Raw genomic sequence first — 24,039 nt, forward strand, 5'->3', positions numbered from 1 at the left:
CTAGCTAACAAGTCTTCTGCTAAGATAGGGCAAAATGACGGTTTATGTTTACTGCAAAATACAACAAACTGTATATCAATCAAAATTATAATTGAATTGAGATTATTATGCTTACATAATTTGTTTAATTCAAAAAAAGAATTTAAGTTTATATAACTAATAATACAAATAACCAAATTAAATCGCGTATGAGCAGAATTTTTACACAGATCTTCTATGTGTTAATATTTGTGTTTGCTGGTAATATGGCAGCACAGGCACAGAGTATTACGGTAAGCGGAACCGTAAAGGATAAGCAATCTAAAGAAGGACTAGCAGGGGTTAGTTTAACCATCAAAGGCCAATCGGGCGGTACGGCATCAACAGCAAATGGAAATTTCAGCTTTAGTACAACTGCAAAAGTACCTTTTACTTTAGTCGCTTCTTATGTGGGCTACGGTACTGTAGAACAGCAGATTACCGGAAGTACTTCAGGTATTAATCTGGAAATAGAAACCGCAGTTGTATTAGGAGGAGATGTAGTTGTTTCTGCTTCGCGTACACCAGAGCGTATTTTAGAATCGCCTGTTTCCATAGAGCGGATGAGTGCTGCCACCATCAGAGAAATCGCTGCTCCATCGTTTTACGATGCTTTGAACAATATGAAAGGTGTAGAAAGCAGTACGCAGAGTTTAACTTTCAAGTCGATTAACACGCGTGGTTTTAATTCTAACGGTAATACCCGCTTTAATCAATATATCGATGGAATGGATAACCAGGCACCGGGATTAAATTTCTCGGTGGGAAATATAGTCGGTATTACTGAACTCGATATAGATAATGTAGAGCTCTTACCAGGTGCTTCATCTGCCCTTTATGGTGCGGGTGGTATTAATGGAACTTTGTTAATGACATCAAAAGATCCTTTTAAATATCCGGGAGCTAGTTTTCAATATAAAACGGGTGTAAATCACGTTAATGACGATAATAGCAGTGTGCAGCCATTTAATCAGCTGGATGTACGGATGGCAAAATCATGGAACAATAAATTCGGGGTAAAGGCTGCCTTTTCATTTTTGCAGGCCAAAGATTGGTACGGAAACAACTTTTCAAACTTTGACAGGGTATCAAGAACAGTAAAAAGTGGGGATCGGAGCGATCCGAATTATGATGGGATCAATACTTATGGAGATGAGTTAAGTCAAAATATGAGAAATGTGGCGCAAAGTGTGCTGGCTTCAGGAACAGCAACTTTCGTTAAGAATTATGGATTAGCAACCGGAGGAATGATTCCAAGTCAAACCCAGATTAATTCATTTCTTTCTACAAATGCCCAAACCAGACCATTTTATGCAGGATTGAATACCCCAGGTCTAATACCGAATCAAAACATTACCAGAAATGGGTATCAGGAAGCTGATCTTGTAGATTATAATACCAAGTCATTGAAAGCCTCAGGTGCATTATATTACAATATCAGTAGCACTGTTCAGGCAACTTTACAGGCCAACTGGGGAACAGGGACTTCGGTTTACACAGGATCTGACCGTTATTCATTACGTAACTTCAATATCGGTCAGTACAAATTGGAGCTAAAGGGAGAAGATTTCATGTTACGTGGTTATACCACACAAGAACGTTCGGGTGATTCTTATATTTCTTCTATTTTGGGAAGTTATATTAACGAAAAATCTAAAATTTCTCAGGCTTGGTTCCCTGAATACGTAGGTAATTATGTTGGTGCAAGATCGCTTGGGCAAACTGATGCACAAGCACAAATTACCGCAAGAACAGCTGCCAACTCTGCTTCAAGTGGTGGTAGTGCATATTTTGCTCCTGGCTCACCACAATTTTTGCAGGCAAAAGATGAGATTATGAATACGACGATCAGTGCATCCGATCCGAGTAAAGGTATTTACGGTGCTAAATTCGACGATAAATCTAACTTATATCATTATGAAGGATTATATAATTTTACCAACCTTTTCAATAAAGTGGTAGAGTTTCAGGTAGGTGCATCTTATCGTTTATATGATTTAAATTCAGCCGGAACAATTTTTAACGATTTAAATGAATCTATCGATATTAAGGAATACGGTGCATTTGGACAAATAGGTAAAAAGTTCTTTAACGATAAAGTGAAATTTACTTTTGCCGGTCGTTACGATAAAAGCCAGAATTTTGAAGGCCGGTTTACCCCAAGGGTAACCGGAGTGTTTACAGTTGCCAAAAACAACAACATCAGGGTTTCTTACCAAACAGGCTACCGTAACCCAACTACGCAGAACCAATATATCGACCTCTCTGTAGGTGGTGGATCTCAAAGACTGATCGGTGGTTTGCCTGAAATTATGTTCGGTAAATATCACCTCGATAGCAATAAGCCTTATACAGATGTAAGCTATCGTGCATATCTGGCATCTTCAGCTACTAATGTGCTTAATGGTTTACCGAATCCAGCTTTATTGCGAGCCTATAACTTTGACGTAAGAGGTGTTCGTCCGGAAAGCGTTCAATCTTACGAATTAGGTTACAAAGGCCTAATCCTTCCTAACTTATTGATTGATGCTTATGGTTATTACAACATTTACAAAGATTTTATTACCGCAGTTGATGTATACCAGAATGTTGGAGTAAGTTTTGTGAAATTCGGAGTCCCGGTTAATGCAGAAGGTAAAGTAACTTCTTATGGTACAGCTTTAGGTCTTGATTACCTTGTGGGCAAATGGAATGTAAGCGGTAACGTTTCATATAACCAGATCGGCGATTTGCCGGTTAACTACATTAACGATTTCAATACGCCTAAAATCCGTTATAACCTGGGATTGGGTAATAAAGAAATTATTAAAAATTTTGGTTTCAATGTTTCTTACCGTTGGCAGGACCAATTCTACTGGAATTCTTCTTTTGCCTCAGGTCAGGTGCCTGCATACAGCTCGCTTGATGCACAGGTGAGTTTAAGAATCCCTTCAGTACAATCGGTAATTAAACTGGGTGGCTCTAACGTATTGAACAAATATTATTTTACTTCTTACGGAAACCCATCAGCCGGGGCAATCTACTACGTGGCCATTAGTTTTAATCCATAACCAGTTAATTGAGTTTTTAAAGGCCTTCTATGCTAAAAAGTATAGCGGGCTTTTTTGTTGAAGTGCCTTAATAATAGAGTTGCAAAGATTTACGATTCTACTTCCAAAAGTCCAAAGTATTCGTTTTGGGTTAAAGGGCGGATATTGCCTTTGGGTATAATATTGGTTTTCATTTCGCAGATCAGGATATCACCCTGTCTTTTTAACGCTTTTATGTGCGGGATGATATTTTCGTGAATTCTGAATGTTGATGCAATTGCGGTAAGTGGATTATAGGCGTATTGTGGTTCTATCCATAACCAATGTTCTTTGTTGGTTGAGTTGCACCAGCATTTAACCGCATAAATCTTCTGATCACCAGCGGTCCATAAATCCCGAATTTTATCTCTTTCTGCCACGTAAACTTCATAAGTATTGTTCTTTTTAAAACTGATCTTATTGCCGTTTTCGTCATATTTGAAGTAATCGAGTTCAATGCTCTTTGTTCTGAGTGCATTGCCTTCCAGTTTTTGCATCAAAGTTGCTACCGGAACATATTTGAAGCAAAAAAGACGGATATTCCTGTTTTGGATATTAAAAATATCAGCAAGTTCAATCGGTATTATCCCATCCCATTCTTTCTCTATTTTCTTGATAACCGATTGGTATTCTTTTAATTGGTATACTCTCCAGCCAATCTTAAACTCCCGATCCTTAAATGAACCGAAAGTTGAGTACTTCATCTTTAAGATAGAGATCAGCTGCTTTATAGAGATTTGGCTGTGTAATGCAGGCGCAATATCGGATCTGGAAAGAGAACAGGATCTAGAAGATAAAAACAGCATTTCATTTACCCTGAAATGGTAATTTTTTACAGTGTATTTTTTATTGCCTGTATCTTCTTCTTTATATAACTGGTGTTCTACAAACTTTAAAGCCGGTAAATGTATAGATGGTGAATCGAATATTGGTGTATTGATATATTTTAGCTTTTCTAATCTCACGTTTGTCGTAAAATGGGCCGTGCCGCCTATATATTCTAAATTCGGTATATCAACTTTATCATATTTTGTAAAATTGACATGACCTCCGATCTTGGTCAGTTTTGGTGCGTTTAATTTTTTAGGTGAACAGTTTCCTTTGATTTCTTCCAGTTCAGGGAAAAAAGGTGGTTCACTTGTTAAATAGGTATTGTCGGTAAAATCGCCACCAATTATGGCTAATTTTTTAAACGAACATTCGTTTTGAACAGAGAGATGCAGATGCCTTACAAAAGTCAGGGTTTTAAAATCAATTTTTCCGATACAAATGGTAAGTTTTCCTCCAATTTTAACTAGATTTTCCAAATTGATATCCTGAACATTTACGCTGCAGTTACTGCTTATATTTTGGAGCATAGGAAAGTTAATGTTTTTAAACAGGTCTTCCTTAGTATAAGTATCTCTGGTTCCTACAGTCAATTTTCCTTTCAGGTTAACCAGGTATGGAAAACTGACATTATTGGCTTTTATGACTATATTCCCCCTAATTTCTTTGTTTTTGATGGTAATATTATCCGATACGATTTCTAAATTGGCAATGCCATATTCCGGAAATAAATCTGCTTCTTTTTGATCTTTGATTACAATCGTATTGTTCTGGCCAGGGATTGTCGAAAAACTGATATTCCCTTCCTTGAGAATCTTGCCGCCAACTTTTCTTAATTTCAGAAAAGTAAAATCGGTAAGTACCTTTAAATTCCCTCCTATATGCCTGATTTCGCTCAGAACACAGTTGTTTTCATGTATATTGCAATCTCCCATAACTGTTTCGAGTTTAGGAAAAAAAACATATTCTGCATCTATGGATAAATTTCCGTCTACATGCTTCAGGTTGGGAAATTCGCAATCCGATGCCCTAACATATAGATTGCCGTTAAGTTCGGATATCAGTACGGTAATATTGCTGAGGTACATTTCTACTTGACAAAAACCTTGAATGTTTAAAAGCAAATCAAGATCTTCAATCTGTCTGATTTCGATAATTTTTGGACCCATGTTTATCGGTAGTTATACGGTTCTATCTAAAGGGTTGATCTCCTGCTGAACATATTTGATAATAAAAGGACTCTCTGTTTTTATGATATTATGCCCATTGTGGAAGAGGATTCCATTTCCGCTTATTTTTAGAAGCTTTGTACTCCCCAATTCTTTTATCACGGTAATTTTAGATGCTTTTAGCTCGTGCTTATTGGCGGCTTCATCCAGGTAATGACTGGTAAAAGATTTGGTATAACCGTTTAAATCTTCGATAAAGTGATCATTACCTGAAATAAACTTAGGGCTTGATGTTTCTTCGGCCGAATACTCGCTTGTAACTGCATCTTTTTTTCCTTTTGGCGAGAAGAATTGAAATAATTTGTTCAACATAAATTTCAAATTTAAAAGATAAATTAAGGAGAGAGCGGGGTCGAACCGCCAACTTTCTCGGGCAGAGGATGTTTTTCCAATTAAACTATCTCCTTAATCAGTTCAAATGTATAGCTAAATACATTTTTGAAAGGTGTGCGGGACTTGAACCCGCACCTTATGTTGCGTAAACATATGCTCTTCCTTTAAGCCAACACCTTTACCAAGCAATCTGGGGTTTGAACCCAGAACTACCGCGTGCAGAGCAGTCGTTTTTCCAGTTAAACTAATTGCATTTCTTTACCAGGCCGAAACCTTATAGTTTTTCAGTAAAACCCCAAACAATGGATTGCCGTTGATTCCCTGAATAATCGGATCGAAGATCCTGCTGGCCCCATCAACCGGATCCAATGGTGGAATATAACCATTTTTAAACTGTTCTTTTCTTAAACTTTCTTTGGCTCCGGTCGAAATCCAGCCAACATCAACACTGCTCATATAAATATAATCTGCCGAAAATTCTCTTGCAGATGTTAACGTCATCATATTCAGCGCCGCTTTGGTCATATTGGTATGGGGATGATAAATTGTTTTATTCGTATAGCTGAATATACCTTCCGAAGAAGTTACATTGATTATAAACCTTTCGGCAAAGGAAGATTTTTTAAATAATGGTTTTAATTCCTTAATTAAAAAGTATGGTGCAATCTGGTTGATCAAATTTACTTCAACCAGTTCGTGCATGCTTACTTCTTCCAGGGTAGAATTCCAACTTGTTTTGTCACGGTTATCAACTGGTTGTCCAAAACGGCTCAATCTAATATCAGTTGTTTCCCCAGAACTGTATTCCAGTAATTTAATGTTTTTAGAGATTGGTGTTCTATTTACAATGAAATTGGTTTCCCCATTAAATTTTAGGAATAACTTCTCTTCCATGTTAACTAGAGGAAGATAATAATCGTCGGGGTATTTTATAGTCTGCGCCGCATTATTGATCAAAATATCGAGCGTTTCGAATTTCGATCTATAAAAAATCAAAAACTCATTAATTGCATTTAAATTTCTTAAGTCTAATCCATAGACAATCAGGTTTTTGGCCCACAAATGGTAATCTTCTTCTTTCTTTAATTGCGCCAAGGCCAAAGCTGGAAATCGTGTAGTTAATACCACATTGGCATTGCTCCTTAACAATTTTAAAGCAGTAGCAAATCCTACCTTTACACGCCCACCAGTTAAAATGATATTTCTATCTTTAAGATCAATTTCTTGAAAACGTTTTTCGTAATTCTCGTTAGCACATGCAGGACAGAGCCTTGTGTAAAAGCTATGAGCAAACCGGTATGAATTATTGCAGCAATAACAATTTTTTGGAACATTCAATTTTGTTAGGTGCTGCGGATCCGGAATGTTTTCAGAAAACAGACTTTCTCCGTTCAGTGCCTTTTTTGCGATGGTAGCCTTTAAATTTGTTGAAAAATCTTCTTTCTTTTTATGTGAATAGCTTTCACCTCTGATATTCTTTTTTGCAGTTTTATATATCTTGGTTATTATTGTTCCAAAAAGTTTATTGTCGGGGTTTTCAAATGGAAAATCTTTTAACGCATTTAAAACTTTTATGCAGCTCTCCCATTCTTCTTCGCTAAAAGCATATTGCTTGTTTTCTTCCATATTTTTTACGCTGAACTATGATGCTAGCAAGTGGTCTTTTTTTTTAAAAAAAAATACTCAATTTGATTAATTATTCAAGTTAAAAAAAAATCTTAAAGCTGTTTGATAAATAACAAAAAAAGAGTAAGACTTTTTTGTTTCTTTTAGTCGGACCTTCTCCACATAAAAATTCCTTAGGTTAGTGTAAAACTTACACTATTAAATGAATCTTTTCAAAAAAAGCTACATCCCTTTTGTAAAATATTTGTATTATAGTACTTTCTTAAGCACATCCCGGTTTAAGAGTTATGAATTTAAAATTTGAATAAATAAGGATGGAAGCGCAAAACGACAAACCTAACGAGACAAGTGATCTGATCGAAAAGGAACAGGAAGTACAGCATTTAAACAATCCAGTTGATATATCGGTAAAACCAATTGTTAAACAATACCTTGGTGCAGTTAAAAAAGTAAAAAAAGAGGGCAACCGCTTTTATTTTTCTGATGGGGATGCAAGAGTAGAAATCCGGGTGGTAAGTGATGATATAATCAGGGTTCGCCTGGCACCACATGGCGTTTTTCTGGATGATTTTTCTTACGCAGTACCTGAGGTAGACCAGAAAGTTTCTGTTTTTAAGATGCAGGAACATGATGATCATTATACCGTTTCTACCCATTCGGTAACCTGTAAAATAGAAAAGGCAAATTTCCATATTTCTTTCCACGATAATATTACCAATGTGATGATGGTTGATGAAGCCAACTCTATGCACTGGGAAGAAAATGTGGATTTTGGTGGTTATTATATCTACGCAACCAAAAAATGTCACCCTGAAGAGAATTTTTTCGGTTTGGGTGATAAATCCGGTAATTTTAACCTGCGCGGCAGGCGGTTCGAAAACTGGAATACCGATGCCTATTCTTTTGGCTGGAACCAGGACCCGCTTTACCGTACTATACCTTTTTATATCGGTCTGCATAATCAGGCTGCTTACGGTATCTTCTTCGATAATACCTTTAAATCGTATTTCGATTTCGGTTCGGAAGATGTAAATAAAACAAGTTTCTGGGCTGATGGAGGAGAACTGCAATACTATTATATCCACGGGCCACATATTATGGACGTGGTTAAACGTTACGCAACTTTAACCGGTACGCACCCGATGCCTCCAAAATGGACTTTGGGCTATCAGCAATGTCGTTGGAGTTATTATCCTGAAACAAAAGTTAAAGAAATAGCCAGACAGTTCAGGGAACGTAAAATTCCTTGCGACGCCATTTATCTGGATATCGATTACATGGATGGTTACCGCTGTTTTACCTGGAATAAGAAGTACTTTCCAGATCCGCGGAGAATGATTAAAGAACTTGCTGATGATGGCTTTAAAACCGTGGTTATGATCGATCCTGGAATTAAGGTAGATGATGATTACTGGGTTTTTAAAGAAGGAAAAGAGAAAAGATTTTTCTGTCGCCGCAGCGACGATTATTATATGGAAGGGCATGTTTGGCCAGGCCGTTGTCAGTTTCCCGATTTTACCAATCCAAAAGTACGGAGCTGGTGGGGTAATTTATACAAGGAGTTGGTAGACATGGGCGTTGCAGGTTTCTGGAACGATATGAATGAACCAGCTGTGTTTGGTTCAGGAACTTTCCCTAACGATGTTCGTCATAATTATGATGGTTACCGCGGCTCGCACCGTAAGGCGCATAACGTTTACGGAATGCAGATGGTACGTTCTACTTACGAAGGCTTAAAGAAACTGATGCGCAATAAACGCCCGTTTACCATTACAAGAGCTGGTTATTCAGGTATGCAACGTTATGCCAGCGTTTGGACGGGTGATAATATTGCAACCTGGGAGCATTTAAAGATTGGAAATATTCAGTGCCAGCGTTTGTCGGTTTCTGGCGTACCTTTCTGTGGAACAGATATTGGCGGGTTTAGCGGAGAGCCGGATGGCGAATTATTTACCCGTTGGATCCAGCTAGGTACATTTTCTCCATTTATGCGTGCACACTCTGCCGGCGATACAGCTGAACGGGAACCCTGGAGCTTTGGCCAGTTTTTCGAAGATATTAACCGTAAGTTTATCGAATTAAGGTACCGTTTAATGCCTTACCTGTATTCGGTATTTTGGGAGCATCACCGTTATGGTTTTCCTATTTTAAGACCGCTGGTAATGCTTGAACAGGAAAATATCAGCAACAGTTTCCGTCAGGATGAGTTCTGTTATGGTGATAAATTGTTAATCTGCCCGGTTTTAGAACAGGGTGCAATCTCCAGAAAAGTTTATCTTCCAAAAGGAACCTGGTATAACTTCTGGACAAATGAGGTATTGGATGGTGGTAACGAATATACCGTTGATGCCAAAATAGACAGTATGCCGATGTTTGTGCGTGCGGGTACGGTTTTACCAGAATATCCGGTAATGCAATATGTAGACGAAAAATCGATCACCGAAGTGGTATTGAATATCTACCATAGCGATTACGAAGTAAATTCATATATGTACGAAGATCATGGCGATACATTTGCCTACGAGCAAGATATTTATCTCGAAAAGAAATTTACGGTAAAAGGCGATGTACAGGCCATTAAAGTTAACCAACGCAATGAAGGTTTGTACACGCCTAATTATGAATTTTACGTTTGTAATGTTATTGGTGTAAAATTCCAGGTTAAAAAGATCATTATCGATAATAAAGAGGTAAAAGATTTTTATACCGATGATCAGAATATCCTGCATTTTCAATGCAATAAAAACTTTACCGATATACAGATTTTAAGTCTGTAACAATGAGCCCCAAATGCTGTTTAGTATTTGGGGTTTCATTTAATGACCAAATACCTATGCCAGCAGCAAAAAAAGTTCCAGTAAAAAAAACATCTCAACCAAAAATTGATAAACAAAAATCCGTTTGGATCCACAGTTTATTTACCGATTACGATATCGATCTTTTTCTTGTAGGAAAGCATTTTAGGCTTTACGAGAAAATGGGTTCACATTTAATTACCGTTGATGGGACGGCCGGAACTTATTTTTCAGTTTGGGCCCCGAATGCCATTCGTGTTAGTGTAGTGGGTGATTTTAATAATTGGGACAACAGTTCGCATCCGCTGAGCGTGAGGTGGGATAAATCGGGCATTTGGGAAGGTTTTATTCCTGGAATTGCAAAGGGCGAAGTTTATAAATATTTTGTTAAAGGTTTTGATGAATCGGAGCATTTAAAAGGTGATCCTTATGCCAGAAGATGGGAACTTCCTCCACAAACAGCCTGCATTGTTTGGGATACCGATTACACTTGGAAAGATAAAGCCTGGCTCAAAAAAAGAGCAAAGATAAATGCTTTGAACCAACCCATCTCGGTATATGAAATACATCTCGGCTCTTGGGAACGCGATCCGGCCGATCCGGAACGTATTTTAACCGCCAGGGAAGTAGCCGGAAGGTTAGTGCCTTATGTTAAGGAAATGGGTTTTACACATGTAGAACTAATGCCGGTAATGGAGTTTCCATATTTACCGAGCTGGGGATATCAGATTACAGGTTATTTTGGGGCAAGTTCACGTTATGGTTCTCCACAGGATTTAATGTATCTAATTGATGAGCTCCATAAAGCAGATATTGCAGTAATATTGGATTGGGTTCCTTCTCATTTTCCAGGTGACAGGCATGGTTTGTATGAGTTCGATGGAACGCATTTGTACGAACATGCCGATATGCGGAAAGGCTTTCATCCCGATTGGAAATCGTACATATTCAATTACGACAGAAATGAAGTGCGTTCTTTCCTCATCAGTAATGCTTTATTTTGGTTGGATCAATACCATGCTGACGGATTGAGGGTAGACGCCGTGGCATCGATGTTGTATTTCAACTTCTCCCGGGAAGATGGAGATGCCGCAACAAACGAATATGGAGGAAGTGAAAACCTTGGGGCCATACAGTTTTTGCAGGACCTGAATGTTGCCGTTTATGGAAATTTTGAAGGTGTACAAACCATGGCAGAGGAAAGCAGCACTTATCCTGGTGTAACCCATCCGGTACATGCTGGTGGATTAGGGTTTGGAATGAAATGGATGATGGGTTGGATGAATGACACGTTAAAGTATTTCAAAGTTGAAACGCTCGGACGGAAACATCACCACCATCAGTTGAGTTTTAGCATGACTTATGCTTTTACCGAAAACTTCATGTTACCTTTCTCTCATGATGAAGTAGTGCATGGTAAATCGCCAATGCTTTATAAAATGCCTGGCGACGATTGGCAGAAATTCGCTAACCTGAGGGCACTTTATGGTTACATGTTTACTCATCCGGGAGCAAAATTGCTGTTTATGGGCAATGAATTTGGCGAAACCAATGAATGGAACTTTACGCAATCGCTAGATTGGCATTTACTTCAATATGCGCCGCATAAAGGCATGCAGGAAACAGTTAAAGCTTTAAACTTTCTGTACCGCAAAGAACCTGCATTGTATCATTTCAATTTTAGCAATGAAGGTTTTCAATGGATTGATGCAGATAACACAAACGAATCTGTATTTGTTTATATGCGAAAAGGACCAAAGCCTAAAGATACTTTGGTTATTGCCATAAACTTAACTCCTGTAGTTCGGGAGAATTATAGAATCGGGGTACCGTTTAAAACCAAATGGACAGAGATTTTTAATACCGATGATCTTGTTTATTATGGAGGCGGCATAAACAACAGAGGAGACATTGTTCCCGATCTGAAAGAATATAATGAACAGGAATATTCAATAATTGTCGATTTGCCACCTTTGGCGGTAACAATTTTTAAGAGCAAATAAAATATTATTGTTTTCTAGATCACGCCAAAACCACACATAAAAACATGGTTTTGGCGTAGTATCTGTTTTCTATATGACGCCAAAACTAAATTTTTGTTTGCATTTTTCTGCAAATTAAGTGTTTATGGAACATGTTATAGGAAGGCCTGAAGAAAAATTGCTGCTAAATGAGATTGAAAAATCTGGCGATAGCTAATTAAACTCTATTCTTAAAAAGAATTACAACTTATCGGGTAGCAAATAATGAATGTTACGAGGTTTAGGTACAAAAAGAGATTACTGATGTGCTATTTGATGATTAGCGAGAAAACCAGTTATCAATTTAAATAAGAAAAGCTTCCCATTGCTGGAAAGCTTTCTTAAACTCTGGAGTGGAAGCTTCCAGAGAGGGTGCAAAGATACAATAACCTTTTTATCTTGCAAATATTATTTTTAGAATAATATTTATGCTAACAGTAGTTGTATGAAATTTTGTTATAAAGTGTTGATAATTAGTGTTTAATATTTTTTTACGTAAAAATTTCTTCTTCGGTACAGACCGAATATCATCGAATTTGGATTAAGGTTAGCGCCTTCAATCATAATCTACTTGCCTTGACAGACATCAATAAACTAATATCCTAACAAATTATGGTCTTAACCCGGAAGTGAGGCAAGCGGTCTGTCGGGTGCGAAGGTTTATAGTTGGGCTAAAATTTCCATCCTGAAAGTAGACCCAATACCTCTAAGTGATTTAGTTTGGTTGATAAATAGTAATAAAACAGGTCTTTATGTCTTGATTGAAAGACTTTAATGAATAAAGTGAACGGATAATGTAGCGTTGGTTCGCAATACTTTTGTATTGCTAGTAAACAAACAAACTTAATTTTACATTATCCCAAACTCACATTGAAAAGGCGCTCTGGTCAATTTTTATTGGTATTTGTGTTATTTTTTATGCCTGCGTATTTATATGCACAGTGTGAAAATACAGCACGTACATATGCAAACTTTCAGGGGGCATATCTTGATGGATTGAGTATTGTAGGAGCAAATTTATACGGTAGCATCGCTAATGCGTCGAATGCTGTAAACGGACAGGTTAAAGATGCATCAACATTATCAGTTCCAATTGGCGTTCTTCAGCTTACAGGTTCGGCTACACAATTTCTGGAATTTACTACTGATGGTACCAACGCTGGTAAACGTACAATTCCTGCAAATACTCCTGTAACAGTTAAACTGGCCTTACCAAAGGAACTTCTTGGGCTTTTGAGCAGTTTTGAGATTGGAAGTTTTACTGGTCTAAATGCTGTTACAGTAAGTAAACCCTTAGTTGGTAGTGGGCATGAGGCTGGTTTTGATGCAACGAAAAATGCGATTTATACTTCTGCCAACATAGCCGGCGTGATAGGCGGGGGAGGAGAGATGGAGATTAGGGTAACACCTACACAGGCTTTTAACGGCATATATATCAAGATTGTGGGTGCGGTAGTATCTACAGCTTTATCAATAAAGGTTTTTCATGCTTATATTATGGAGCCTAGTACAGGATCAATCAATTGCGACGAGGCGATTGATGTGCTCTCAGGTGTAAAGCCAACTCCTTTGGGTGGAATTGCAAACCTAACTGGTACTGTTACCAATCCCTTTAACGTCATTGATGTAGATCCAAATAGCTTCGCACTGATCGATGTGGGCACTTCCGTGCTCAATCAGGTATATCTTACAACTATTTTTAATAAACCTTCGCAACCTGCCGATTCGGTTAGCATCATACTCGAAAATCCCGGTGGCGGACTATTAGATCTGAGCCTTTTAACAGGTTTTACTATACAGCCTTATTTGAATGGAGTAGCGGCCGGACCAGCATTTAAAAACACAAGTACGTTTTTGAACCTTAAATTACTTCCCGGATCAACAAGTAAATATATTTTAACGTTTTTGGTAACCGATGTATACGACCGTTTGGAGATCACAATGGGTGGAATTACTGGTGCATTTAGCCGTTTAAGGATTTACGACATTAAACGTAAACTGGCAAAACCACGCACATTACTTGATCCTTCAACTACAGATGAAAAAACGGTTTGTCAGGGGCAAACTGTAACTTTTTCTGTTCAGAATGCGCAGACCTGTACTGAATACAAATGGTACGATGCCGAAACAGGCGGTAATTTATTGTATACCGGTTTAACCTTCACTCCCCCAAATACACTTGCAGCAGGAGATTACAATTATTATGTCCAGGCGAGCAGAACGTATTGTGTTACTGCAGTTTCTGAAAGGTTGAGGGTAAAACTTAAGGTTAATCCCTTACCTACACTTACAGTACCTGGAGTTATAATCTGCAGCGGCTCTTCAACAGTGCTCTCGGTTACTGCGCCTAATGCGGGTTTCACTTATAATTGGTATTCATCATCTTCTGGTGGAACCCCATTTAATGTCGGTGCCACTTATACTACTCCTACCTTAATGGCTACTACTATTTATTATGTAGAAGCAGTTAACACAGCAACAGGATGTAAAAATGCTGGCGGCGTTCTGGCTGTAGAAGTTAAAGTAAAACAGTATGCTCCTGTACCTACAATAAACGGCACAGCTACCATGTGTGCAGGTACAAGTACAACATTTACAAATATTTATCCAAATGGAACATGGAGTATAAGTGATGCAGCCATTGCAACAATAGATGCAACAGGTAAGGTTACCGCAGTGGCTGCCGGTAATACGGTGATTAGTTATACAGTTGCTGATGATGCTACTTATTGTGGTAAAAAAGTAGATTTCCCTTTAACTGTAAATCCACAGCCCAATTTAATATTAGGGCCAGATGCGAGTATTTGTGAAGGATTAACCGCAGCGAAAATTACTTACAGCAATCCTGTTTTTAACCCAATAACCTATAGTATTTCCTGGACTGGGAATTTACTGCCCGCTGTGCTAAATCAAACTTTACCCGCAAATGAAATCACCATTACTATACCCCCAACAACTCCTGTAGCAGTTTACCAGGGAGTTTTGACCATTAAAAATGCAAATGGCTGCGCACGGGCTATCCCTTTTAGTTTTAGGGTAAAGCTTGTGCCACATAAACCAATAGTATCCATTAACTAAAAACAAAATAAATTATTCACTCAAGCAACTTAAAATCATGACAAAAAAAACTAAAAAACGTAATCTAAGAATCTTTGTATTCTTAATGCTCTTAATGCCACTGGGTGCCTTTGCACAAACGCCAAATGTATACCTGTGCGGAACCAGTACCGTAAAATTGACTCCAACTTTTGCTGGATATCAGCCTGTTAATGGCGATAAAATTGTATGGACTGTTGATGGAACTGCAGAAGCTGCGGTAGTATATAATGGCTCAAATGCTATTTACCAGATCGCAGCGGGATTAGCTGTCGGAAGCCATACTTATTCTGTTCAAGTCCAACCTGCCGATGCTAACCTTTGCCCTAGTGATGCCTCTGATAATACGGTTGTAGAAAAATTACCTACCCCTGTTATCGCTGTTACAGCTCCTGGAAGTACTTATTGTACCGATCAAACAGCGGCTACTGTAATTACAGCAAGTAAGGATGCTTCATTAACATTGCCAGCTGGGGTAACCATGACTTATGTCTGGTCAGCAACGCTAGGCGGTACTGCAGTAACTGATATTACAACTCTGGGTACAGCATCTGGTTCAGGAGATACTTTTACACTTAAAGCTGGCGTAGCTGCAGGTGAGTATGTTTTTGCTGCCGTTGGAAGTTATGCTACCGGCGCTGTTCAGATCGTGAGTGGAGCAAGTTGTACCGCAACTGCAAGTAAAGCCATAACCGTTACTGTTAAACCGGGTAAAGCAACTATCTCTGTAGCACCATAGGTATTACTGTTGAGCTGGTTTAATCATTGTGATGTTTAACAGATTTGGAATAATTGTGTTCAGTGTGCTGCTGCTTACTGCAGTGGCATGCTTTGCGCAATCTTCTAATCCGAACACGCTGAACCTTAAACCAGGAGTTGCAGTTAAACTTCGGGCTAACGGTACAGGTGCTACATCGTATCAATGGTTCAAAAATGGCGAAGCTATTCTTGGTGCTACCTTACAGGATTATATGGTAAATGCTGCCGGAAAATATACGGTTATTACTTTTAATTCAGGTGGCTGTAGTTCAGACCCCTCTGAAGAGATGGAAGTGATTATGGAATCACAGATCTCAGCAGATGTTTCCATTGTTAAAAGGTCAGAAAGTAGGCAGGTAATGAATACGGAGGTATTTAAATACAATTTATTGGTTCGCAACAATGGCCTGGGCATGGCTACCAATCTACAGGTGAAAGACGATCTTCCAGAAAATCTGACCTTTGTAGGTGTTGATCCTGCTGTTGTTGGTACTGCAAGTTATAACGATCAAACCAAAACAGTTTCCTGGGCTATACCATCACTTGCTAATGGCAGTTTTGTTGAACTGATCATTAATGTAAGGTCGATGAAACCTGGTAATGTGGTTAATCGTGCTACTGTTACGATTGATGAGCTAGATCCAGATCCATCAAATAACATTTCTGTGGATACCAAAGAAATTACCGGACTTAAAACCCCAAATGTGTTTACCCCAAATGGTGATGGAAAGAATGAAACCTTTTTTATTGAGCGGTTGGACCTTTACAGCGAAAATCAGCTTACCATTATTAATCGCTGGGGAAGTACTGTCTATGAAAAGAAAGGCTATTTAAATGACTGGACAGCGAACGGTCTGGTAGATGGAACTTATTTCTATGTGATTAAGGTAAAAACGTCAAGTGCTCAATGGCAGGAATTTAAAGGCTACGTAACCGTAATGAGATAGAGGAAAGTTAAAATGTGAGGATATGAAAAAGATAGTTTTAACGACATTGTTTAATTTATTCTGCCTTTGTCTGTTTGCTCAGCAGAATGCACAGTTTGGTCAATATATGTTTAATGGTTTGTATATCAACCCGGCTTATGCCGGCTACAAGGAAGAACTCTATATGCAGGCTTTCGTCCGGGCTCAATGGACAGGTATTCAGGGCGCTCCCCAAACGCTTTCCATATCAGTAGATGAAGCAGTTAAAGAAGAAACTCTGGGTTTGGGTTTACTGGTGTCTAAAGATAAAATTGGCGCACAGAACTCGTTAAACTTATCAGCAAATTTTGCTTATCGCATTAAATTAGACCGTACTGAAACCAATGTACTTGCATTTGGCGTTGGAATTGGTGTAATGCAGATAGGACTGAATGGAAGTTTACTAGATCCGACCGAAACTGGCGACAACCGGATTCCGACCGGATATGAAAGTAGGACTGTACCGGATGTCAGGGCGGGGGTACATTACTCGAACGAGAAATTTTTTATCGGTTTCTCAGCCAATAACTTGCTTACGCAGTATCTTCCAGTTTTTAGGGATAATAACCTCCTGAATATTGCTTCCAAGCCACATTTTTATTTAACGGCCGGCATGGTATTCCCAATGGATAATGATTTTATGTTTAAGCCTACTTTTTTGATTAAAGATGATTTGAATGGGCCAACCTCATTAGATCTTAACGCTTTTTTAATGATCAAGGAAAAGCTTTGGTTAGGTGCAGCGTATAGAACCTCTGTAAAACTTTATCCTAAGCCAGCACTACAAAACAATTTAAGGGCAAGAAGTGCCGTCGGACTGGTTACCGAGTTCTTTGTCCGCGAAAACCTGCGGATTGGTTATGGTTACGACTACAGTTTAAATAAATTGGGTAACTATGATTATGGCTCACACGAAGTTTCTATAGGTTATTATTTACAGACTACTAAAAGCAGAAGGCCAAAGTGTTACTTCTGATCAGCTGACTCGCTAGACCAAACGATCTGTTTTTTAGCCTTTTATCGGCTTACCTAACATTCTGCGAAGTGCGGCAGTCTATCTCACAATTTTATGAGCCTAAATTCAGCATTTTTACCTGGATTAATCAATGTGCGCTTCAAAACATTAAAAAATATACATTACAAAGCTTGGAAACAGCATAATGGAATCATTAATCTACTTTATTTTTGTATTTTTTCTTAATTGCTTTACTTAAGGGGCTAAAGTCAATCACTATTTGTGTATGCCCAAATCCTGAAAGGCATTTGGTAAACGATGTATTAAATTATTTCAACTGGTGATGTCCTATAACTTCCGGATTAATCCAGGAAATAAAAAAACGTGTGGCCTCTTTTAATGGTGAAGAATAAATACACTTTATCTTCTATTGATAATAATGTTATGTTTTTTGTGGTATCAGATTTTGTGATCGATTTGTCAAAGATGGGAATAAGGGGGGATTACCACCTGATCAGATTACAGCGGTACGCCCCTCTTTAAGGAAGGCTTATATGTTCTCAGCTTACCTTTGTTTACATAAGGAGGTAAGCCTTCGTTAGATATTGTGAATGTATCTGATTAGTAGTATATTTATGTATGGAAATAATACTTGGATTATTAATTATGGCGCTTAGCATTCCCTGGAAAAAGTTAGAGAAGTGGATGGGATCTGAAAAGTAGTGGCATTGGGATATGAATGAAACGCTCTGGAAAAGCATACAGCAATTTGATTTCGATCATCCACCGGGCGAATATAGCTTTTCGATCAGGTTGGCTAATGAAAACCAATGGACAAAAGACTTTACCGAAAAAGCTATATTAGAATATAAGAAATTTATGTATCTGGCTGCCATTTCTGATGTAATGGTTTCGCCTTCCGCCATTGTAGATACGGTTTGGCATCAGCACCTTATCTTTACACAATCTTATCAGGATTTTTGTGCGCTGGTTGGTAAACAGATCCAGCATGTGCCCTCTACACACCAAAAAGAACAGGCAGATCAGTTTAGGCAGGCAAAAGAACGAACAAAACACATTTACCAGGAACATTTTGGAGCACAACCGAAAGCGATTTGGGAATATGATACCATGTTGGCCAGCTTAAAGCTTGAACTGGCTAAACTTAAGACTGGTTTTTTTGTCTTATACGGTGTACTGATTTTTATCTTGCTAACTGTTCCTTTTTATTATTTGCTTAAACCTGTTTATATCCATATTGATAACCCTTATTTTATTTTGGGTTTTCTCGGGTTGGCGCTTCCCGCCCATGTAATACTCAGGTTATATACCAGAATCAGATTAAAACAAATTGCAAGAAATTTTGATCGGCAGTCGTTCGTTTACCACCTTAAACCATTTGAACTGGTTTACCTTGAAAGACAGAAGCTTGCCGAGGTAATAAACGGGGCTATAAGCGAACTTATTCATGCAGGTATACTAAATGTAAATGCCTATCACCGTATTTACATTTTAAAGGATGTAGATAGCCTCTCCGGAGAGCAGCTTCAGGTTGTTTCAGTGTTAAAAGATAGAGGAGAAATCTCCTATCCCGAACTGTTAAGGCAATTGCAGATAAGGGCAATTTTCAGAAACACCGCCAAAAGTATGGACATGTTTAAATGGCATTTCAGCCAATCTAAACAATTTGCGCGACTGTTTTACATAAATTTTACAGTTTTTGCAACACTTATCATGTTTCCACTCATTCGCCTGACAACAGGAATTATCAGGGATAAACCTATTTTTCAGATCGTGCTTCTGACAGGATTTTTGATTATTTTTATGATTAAACATCTTTATGGCCTTAATCAGCAGTTTTGTATCCGCATCATCCCTGATTTGTATAAGTCTGCAATTTTGCCTGCAATAAAAGATGAACAGGATTGGCGATGGAGTTACTTTTTATATGGATCAGCTGTGTTAACTGCAACGCTTGTTCCATTGGTAAGTTACGAAAGGGGTAGAGGGGGAGACGGCGGCGGAGCTAGTTCTTGTGGTTCATCCTGCGGAAGTTCTTGCGGTAGTTGTGGTGGCTGTGGCGGCGACTAATAATTTTTTTGCTTTAATATCAAATCTTCATCAAATCTTAATCTTTCTGCCGTAATATTGTAGGCATAAGGGGTGAGAGCCTTATACCAACTTCATAAGTTGAGAGCGTTAATTTAGATAGGGGATGTAGCCAGTGGCTACATCCTTTTTTTTTGTTATTAATGTTAGTAATCCAGCTGAGTGGTAGTTGTTGATATCGTAATCAAAATATTTTTAGGTTTTGGAAATGAAGTAGCTATATTTCATAGATTGGTTTAGCCCCGCAAGTCGCTATAGCCATTATGAAAAATTCGGGGTTATCGCTGTTATCGGGTTTAATTAATAAAAGGTTTCCTCTAATTGTTATGTGCTTATAAATTATACTTTTTTGCAAGGCTAATGTTCATGGATGATAAAAAGTTTTGTGCTGTTTATCAGATTGTATATCTTCATCAAATGAAAAACGTCTCTCTGCTTCTTTTATATCTCATGGTCTTTTATTCTTGATAGTTATGCCCGATCGAACAAGGTACTCATAAAGCAAGTGCCTCCGAAATTAAACAAGGAGAGTTTCATGAATAGAAATAATCCCGAAGAATACCATGCAGATACCAATGTGATTGCTGTTTGGCGGCATAAAATAACTAGGAGATAGACAAGCAGAATAACGAAGATACAGATCATAAGTGATTTACACCAGGAATTTGGGCTTTCTGAATTAACCTTCAGAAATGCCGATTTGATAATTTTAGCTGGGGACATCAATCTCGGAACAAAAGGGATAGCGTGGATCAAAGAAAATATCCCTGATAAACCTATAATTTATGTTTTAGGAAATCACGAGTATTATAAAGGCACATATCCTAACACCCTTCGTAAAATAGTAGAACTTTCTAAAGGCTCAAATGTTCATGTGCTCGAGAATAATTTTGTCGAATTTGAAGGAATAAGATTTCATGGGGCAACTTTATGGACAGATTTTTCCCTGTTTGGCAATCCTGTTGAATATGGTATCATTGCCAAAGTAAAATGAACGATTATAAGTTAATCAGGCGCGATCCCACTTATTCGAAGTTGAGAACAATAGATACTTATAAAATCCACCAGATTTCTAAAAACTGGTTGCAAAAAAGCCTCGAAGAATCAAAGGCATATAAAAACGTTGTTATTACCCATCATGCTCCAAGCATTAGGTCTGTACCTCAGGAATATAAAAATGATCCGGTTGCTTCGGCTTATGCGTCAGATGTTGAAGATGTTATCATCAAATATAAACCTGCTTATTGGATTCATGGTCATGTTCATACTCGGGTAAGGTATAACATAGATCGGACAGAAATTATCTGTAACCCACATGGATATATAAATGAAAAATATAATGGTTACGATAAAGAATTGATAATAGAAGTATAAGACTGCAATTACTGCATGTAAGTATTAATAATAAATGTTATGGATTGTTTAATTAGCAAAATTGTAGGGCTATTAGATAAAGGTGATTATGAAGACCATTGCGATTTTATCAATTATTGTATTGACGGCTATGTCCAATTTTGATGTGTCCTGATGATAATGATTTTTCTTGTACTTTAATTGTCGCAGAGATTAGAAATTGTGGTAATACTATACAATGGAAAAGAATAGGCGTAGATCAAACAAAAGAATGGGAACCTGAAGTTGTTGGTGCCAGTATTGGATGGGTTGATAAAATAGAAGAACTAAACTTTGATAAAAAAGACTACTTATTAATGTTGGCAAATTTTAAAGATAGATTGGTGTTTGATGAAATAAGAATTAATGAATGATTAAAAAAGAAATCTTAATTCAAAATTCCTTCTTAAATAAGAAAAGGGACAACTTATCCAAGCTTGTCCCTTTTTTCTAACCAAATATAAACCTGTTATGAGCCAGGCTTTGTCTTTAACTTTCTTTCTAAACCGGGGTTTATCCAGAAAGTGATTTATCTTTTTTAATTGTTAACAAACATCGTTCCGTTTATTACTCTACAAATATAGTAAAAAAAATGATAGTGTAAAAAATACACTAAGAAAATTTTAAGTATTTTTTTTGTCATTTTTTATTTCCTGTTCTTTTTTCATGAGCTTTTGGGATTTAAAATGATCGTATTGCAAATATAAGGCTAAAATATGTTAACGAATTGTTAAATATTATCAATTTATGGTATTATTTATTCAAATATTGCTTGATTGTTGGTTAAAAATTGATTTCACTTGATTTTTTTAAAATTATTTTAGTTTTTCTGCTTTATAAGTAAATTTTTGATGTTAAAATTTAATAAAATTAATTTTTGATGTAATTTTGAAATGTGATTTTACTGGTGAAAATTATATTTAAAACAAAAAGGCAACATTAATTGAATAATGTTGCCTTTTATATGGTTTGAAAAACGCTTATAGCATTTTTTCGTTATAAACTTGCGTAATATTCTACGAATTTGGCTAATGCAGAAGAATATCCCCATTCGTTATCATACCATGATACCACTTTAACGAAATTATCATTTAATGAAATACCAGCTTTAGCATCAAAAATCGAAGCGTGGTCATCACCGATGAAGTCAGAAGAAACAACTTCATCTTCAGTATAAGCCAATACGCCTTTTAATTCGCCTTCAGAAGCTGCTTTCATAGCGGCTTTAATTTGCTCGTAAGTAGCTGGTTTCTCTAAACGTGCAGTTAAATCTACTACCGAAACGTCAGCAACAGGAACACGGAAAGACATACCGGTTAATTTACCTTTTAATTCAGGTAAAACCATACCTACAGCTTTAGCAGCGCCGGTAGAAGAAGGAATGATGTTAGAAAAACCACCACGGCCACCTCTCCAGTCTTTAGCAGAAGGACCATCAACTGTTTTCTGGGTTGCAGTTACAGCGTGGATTGTACTCATTAAACCTTCAACGATACCGAAGTTATCGTTTAAAACTTTAGCAATTGGTGCTAAACAGTTTGTAGTACAAGATGCATTAGAAACAATAGTTTGATCTGCAGTTAATTTATGGTGGTTAACGCCCATTACATAAGTAGGGATATCGCTATCTTTAGCAGGAGCAGAGAAAACTACTTTTTTAGCACCGGCGGCGATGTGTTTCTCAGCATCAGCACGGGTTAAGAATAAACCTGTAGATTCGATTACCACTTCAACGCCTACAGCATCCCATTTTAAATCAGCCGGATTTCTTTCTGCAGTTACACGGATGGTTTTGCCATTAACAACTAAATTACCATCAACAACTTCAATCGTGCCATCAAATTTGCCATGTGTAGTATCATATTTTAGCATGTATGCCATATAATCAGGCTCGATTAAATCGTTAATCGCTACAATATCTAATCCTCTTTTTAATGCGGCTCTAAAAACCAGTCTGCCAATACGGCCAAAGCCGTTTATTCCAATTTTGCTCATTGTTTTGTTAATTAGTGTAATGTTTTAATAAATTTTGTATTGGTTCTTTAATGATGCTTTTAATTTTTAAATCATATTTGCCGGCCACAAACCTTAAGCGGTCTTCGAGTTCGGCAGCCACTTTGCCTACAATATGCAGTTCACTATCTTTATGTTTCTGCGTTGTGGGCAGGATATATGTTTCGAAATATTTTTCAAATCCCTCATCAATCAGTTTACGGATATATTCGTGTTTGCTGTTCTGGGTAATGAAATCGAAAAATGATGTTAAAAATATATTTGCCTGTGGCTTATTGTAAATACGTTCTAATATTTGAGGGCGGTCTAGATTGTGTGTTAATATAAATTTGGCCTCAATATCCTTTGGCATTTTTTGGCTTAAAAATTCTTTTAGAAGTATTTTTCCGAAATAATTTGAAGAGCCTTCATCGCCCAGGATATAACCTAATCCAAAGTTATTATTCAATGGTTTTTTTCCGTCGAAATAAGCACAATGTGCACCACTGCCCAACATGCCAACAATACCAGGCTGATCGTAACAAGCGGCTTTAGCTGCCCCGAATAAATCATTTTCGACTACAATTTTGCTGTATTTGAAAAATGATGCCAGGGTTTTGGCTAATTCCTCTTTTCTATCTGTTGATGATGCCCCGGCTGCAAAAAAATAAATCTTCTTGATATTTTCTGCATTGTTAACCAAGACCACTTTTTTGTTTAAAATCTGTAAAATTGTTTTTGGATCAACAAAGCAAGGGTTTAGTCCGGTAGTATTACAATGTGCTACTACCTGTCCATTTTGTGTTATTTTCCAAAATGCTGTTTTCGATCCGCTATAAACAACTGCTACCAT

General features: G+C 37.5%; 16 protein-coding genes and 3 tRNA genes. 11 read left to right on the top strand and 8 right to left on the bottom strand.

Features of this window, described 5'->3' with window-relative positions:
* Window positions 1-188: 188 nt before the first annotated feature.
* Window positions 189-3,068 (top strand): TonB-dependent receptor, encoded by a 2,880-nt coding sequence (locus tag ACUN24_RS10495; protein WP_445562450.1) that lies wholly within the window; start codon window positions 189-191, stop codon window positions 3,066-3,068.
* 89 nt (window positions 3,069-3,157) lie between these two features.
* On the opposite strand, the gene ACUN24_RS10500 is transcribed toward ACUN24_RS10495, so the two are convergent.
* From ACUN24_RS10500 to ACUN24_RS10525, 6 genes are all read right to left on the bottom strand, one after another.
* Window positions 3,158-5,083 (bottom strand): hypothetical protein, encoded by a 1,926-nt coding sequence (locus tag ACUN24_RS10500; protein ID WP_445562451.1) that lies wholly within the window; start codon window positions 5,081-5,083, stop codon window positions 3,158-3,160.
* A gap of 12 nt (window positions 5,084-5,095) precedes the next feature.
* Entirely contained in the window at window positions 5,096-5,455 is a 360-nt protein-coding gene (locus ACUN24_RS10505; protein WP_445562452.1) for a hypothetical protein, read from the bottom strand.
* 24 nt (window positions 5,456-5,479) lie between these two features.
* A tRNA-Gly gene (locus ACUN24_RS10510) sits at window positions 5,480-5,550 on the bottom strand.
* Window positions 5,551-5,584: 34 nt separating this feature from the next.
* Window positions 5,585-5,655: transfer RNA gene (locus ACUN24_RS10515), tRNA-Arg, on the bottom strand.
* A gap of 3 nt (window positions 5,656-5,658) precedes the next feature.
* Window positions 5,659-5,731 (bottom strand) — tRNA-Ala (locus ACUN24_RS10520).
* 3 nt (window positions 5,732-5,734) lie between these two features.
* The gene (locus tag ACUN24_RS10525; protein WP_445562453.1) at window positions 5,735-7,102 is read right to left on the bottom strand and encodes an SDR family NAD(P)-dependent oxidoreductase; all 1,368 of its coding nucleotides are present in this window, start codon (window positions 7,100-7,102) and stop codon (window positions 5,735-5,737) included.
* Window positions 7,103-7,416: 314 nt separating this feature from the next.
* Between ACUN24_RS10525 and ACUN24_RS10530 the strand changes: the two genes are divergently transcribed.
* The 10 genes from ACUN24_RS10530 to ACUN24_RS10575 all read left to right on the top strand — a co-directional run bounded on the left by ACUN24_RS10530 (window position 7,417) and on the right by ACUN24_RS10575 (window position 21,568).
* Entirely contained in the window at window positions 7,417-9,879 is a 2,463-nt protein-coding gene (locus tag ACUN24_RS10530) for a glycoside hydrolase family 31 protein (protein WP_445562454.1), read from the top strand.
* 56 nt (window positions 9,880-9,935) lie between these two features.
* A complete protein-coding gene (gene glgB / locus ACUN24_RS10535; RefSeq protein WP_445562455.1) occupies window positions 9,936-11,900 on the top strand; it encodes a 1,4-alpha-glucan branching protein GlgB in 1,965 nt (654 codons plus the stop codon).
* Window positions 11,901-12,836: 936 nt separating this feature from the next.
* A complete protein-coding gene (locus tag ACUN24_RS10540) occupies window positions 12,837-14,996 on the top strand; it encodes an Ig-like domain-containing protein (protein ID WP_445562456.1) in 2,160 nt (719 codons plus the stop codon).
* A gap of 37 nt (window positions 14,997-15,033) precedes the next feature.
* Complete coding sequence (locus ACUN24_RS10545) at window positions 15,034-15,753, top strand: hypothetical protein (RefSeq protein WP_445562457.1); 720 nt, start codon at window positions 15,034-15,036, stop codon at window positions 15,751-15,753.
* A 31-nt stretch (window positions 15,754-15,784) separates the two neighbouring features.
* Window positions 15,785-16,720 (top strand): T9SS type B sorting domain-containing protein, encoded by a 936-nt coding sequence (locus tag ACUN24_RS10550; RefSeq protein ID WP_445562458.1) that lies wholly within the window; start codon window positions 15,785-15,787, stop codon window positions 16,718-16,720.
* A 22-nt stretch (window positions 16,721-16,742) separates the two neighbouring features.
* Window positions 16,743-17,714 carry a PorP/SprF family type IX secretion system membrane protein gene (locus ACUN24_RS10555; RefSeq protein WP_445562459.1) on the top strand — a complete coding sequence of 324 codons (972 nt, stop codon included), beginning with the start codon at window positions 16,743-16,745 and terminating at the stop codon, window positions 17,712-17,714.
* A 714-nt stretch (window positions 17,715-18,428) separates the two neighbouring features.
* The gene (locus tag ACUN24_RS10560; protein WP_445562460.1) at window positions 18,429-19,784 is read left to right on the top strand and encodes a glycine-rich domain-containing protein; all 1,356 of its coding nucleotides are present in this window, start codon (window positions 18,429-18,431) and stop codon (window positions 19,782-19,784) included.
* A 661-nt stretch (window positions 19,785-20,445) separates the two neighbouring features.
* Window positions 20,446-20,796: a metallophosphoesterase gene (locus tag ACUN24_RS10565; protein WP_445565134.1), complete on the top strand. Its 351-nt coding sequence runs from the start codon at window positions 20,446-20,448 to the stop codon at window positions 20,794-20,796.
* The gene (locus ACUN24_RS10570) at window positions 20,793-21,176 is read left to right on the top strand and encodes a metallophosphoesterase (RefSeq protein ID WP_445562461.1); all 384 of its coding nucleotides are present in this window, start codon (window positions 20,793-20,795) and stop codon (window positions 21,174-21,176) included. Before ACUN24_RS10565 ends, ACUN24_RS10570 begins: the two co-directional genes overlap by 4 nt.
* 140 nt (window positions 21,177-21,316) lie before the next feature.
* A complete protein-coding gene (locus ACUN24_RS10575) occupies window positions 21,317-21,568 on the top strand; it encodes a hypothetical protein (RefSeq protein ID WP_445562462.1) in 252 nt (83 codons plus the stop codon).
* 622 nt (window positions 21,569-22,190) lie between these two features.
* On the opposite strand, the gene gap is transcribed toward ACUN24_RS10575, so the two are convergent.
* On the bottom strand, window positions 22,191-23,189 hold the full coding sequence (gene gap / locus ACUN24_RS10580) for a type I glyceraldehyde-3-phosphate dehydrogenase (protein ID WP_025144555.1): 999 nt from the start codon (window positions 23,187-23,189) through the stop codon (window positions 22,191-22,193).
* Between the two features lie 7 nt (window positions 23,190-23,196).
* Entirely contained in the window at window positions 23,197-24,039 is an 843-nt protein-coding gene (locus tag ACUN24_RS10585; RefSeq protein ID WP_445562463.1) for a hypothetical protein, read from the bottom strand.

This window comes from Pedobacter sp. WC2501, from assembly GCF_052682415.1.

What these genes read in the sequence shown, in the direction of transcription:
- ACUN24_RS10545 (WP_445562457.1), top strand. Translation starts at nt 15,034, where the DNA reads ATGACAAAAAAAACTAAAAAACGTAATCTAAGAATCTTTGTATTCTTA.
- ACUN24_RS10495 (WP_445562450.1), top strand. Translation starts at nt 189, where the DNA reads ATGAGCAGAATTTTTACACAGATCTTCTATGTGTTAATATTTGTGTTT.
- ACUN24_RS10500 (WP_445562451.1), bottom strand. Translation starts at nt 5,083, where the DNA reads ATGGGTCCAAAAATTATCGAAATCAGACAGATTGAAGATCTTGATTTG.
- ACUN24_RS10505 (WP_445562452.1), bottom strand. Translation starts at nt 5,455, where the DNA reads ATGTTGAACAAATTATTTCAATTCTTCTCGCCAAAAGGAAAAAAAGAT.
- gap (WP_025144555.1), bottom strand. Translation starts at nt 23,189, where the DNA reads ATGAGCAAAATTGGAATAAACGGCTTTGGCCGTATTGGCAGACTGGTT.
- ACUN24_RS10570 (WP_445562461.1), top strand. Translation starts at nt 20,793, where the DNA reads ATGAACGATTATAAGTTAATCAGGCGCGATCCCACTTATTCGAAGTTG.
- glgB (WP_445562455.1), top strand. Translation starts at nt 9,936, where the DNA reads ATGCCAGCAGCAAAAAAAGTTCCAGTAAAAAAAACATCTCAACCAAAA.
- ACUN24_RS10540 (WP_445562456.1), top strand. Translation starts at nt 12,837, where the DNA reads ATGCCTGCGTATTTATATGCACAGTGTGAAAATACAGCACGTACATAT.
- ACUN24_RS10550 (WP_445562458.1), top strand. Translation starts at nt 15,785, where the DNA reads ATGTTTAACAGATTTGGAATAATTGTGTTCAGTGTGCTGCTGCTTACT.
- ACUN24_RS10585 (WP_445562463.1), bottom strand. Translation starts at nt 24,039, where the DNA reads ATGGTAGCAGTTGTTTATAGCGGATCGAAAACAGCATTTTGGAAAATA.
- ACUN24_RS10530 (WP_445562454.1), top strand. Translation starts at nt 7,417, where the DNA reads ATGGAAGCGCAAAACGACAAACCTAACGAGACAAGTGATCTGATCGAA.
- ACUN24_RS10525 (WP_445562453.1), bottom strand. Translation starts at nt 7,102, where the DNA reads ATGGAAGAAAACAAGCAATATGCTTTTAGCGAAGAAGAATGGGAGAGC.
- ACUN24_RS10560 (WP_445562460.1), top strand. Translation starts at nt 18,429, where the DNA reads ATGAATGAAACGCTCTGGAAAAGCATACAGCAATTTGATTTCGATCAT.
- ACUN24_RS10555 (WP_445562459.1), top strand. Translation starts at nt 16,743, where the DNA reads ATGAAAAAGATAGTTTTAACGACATTGTTTAATTTATTCTGCCTTTGT.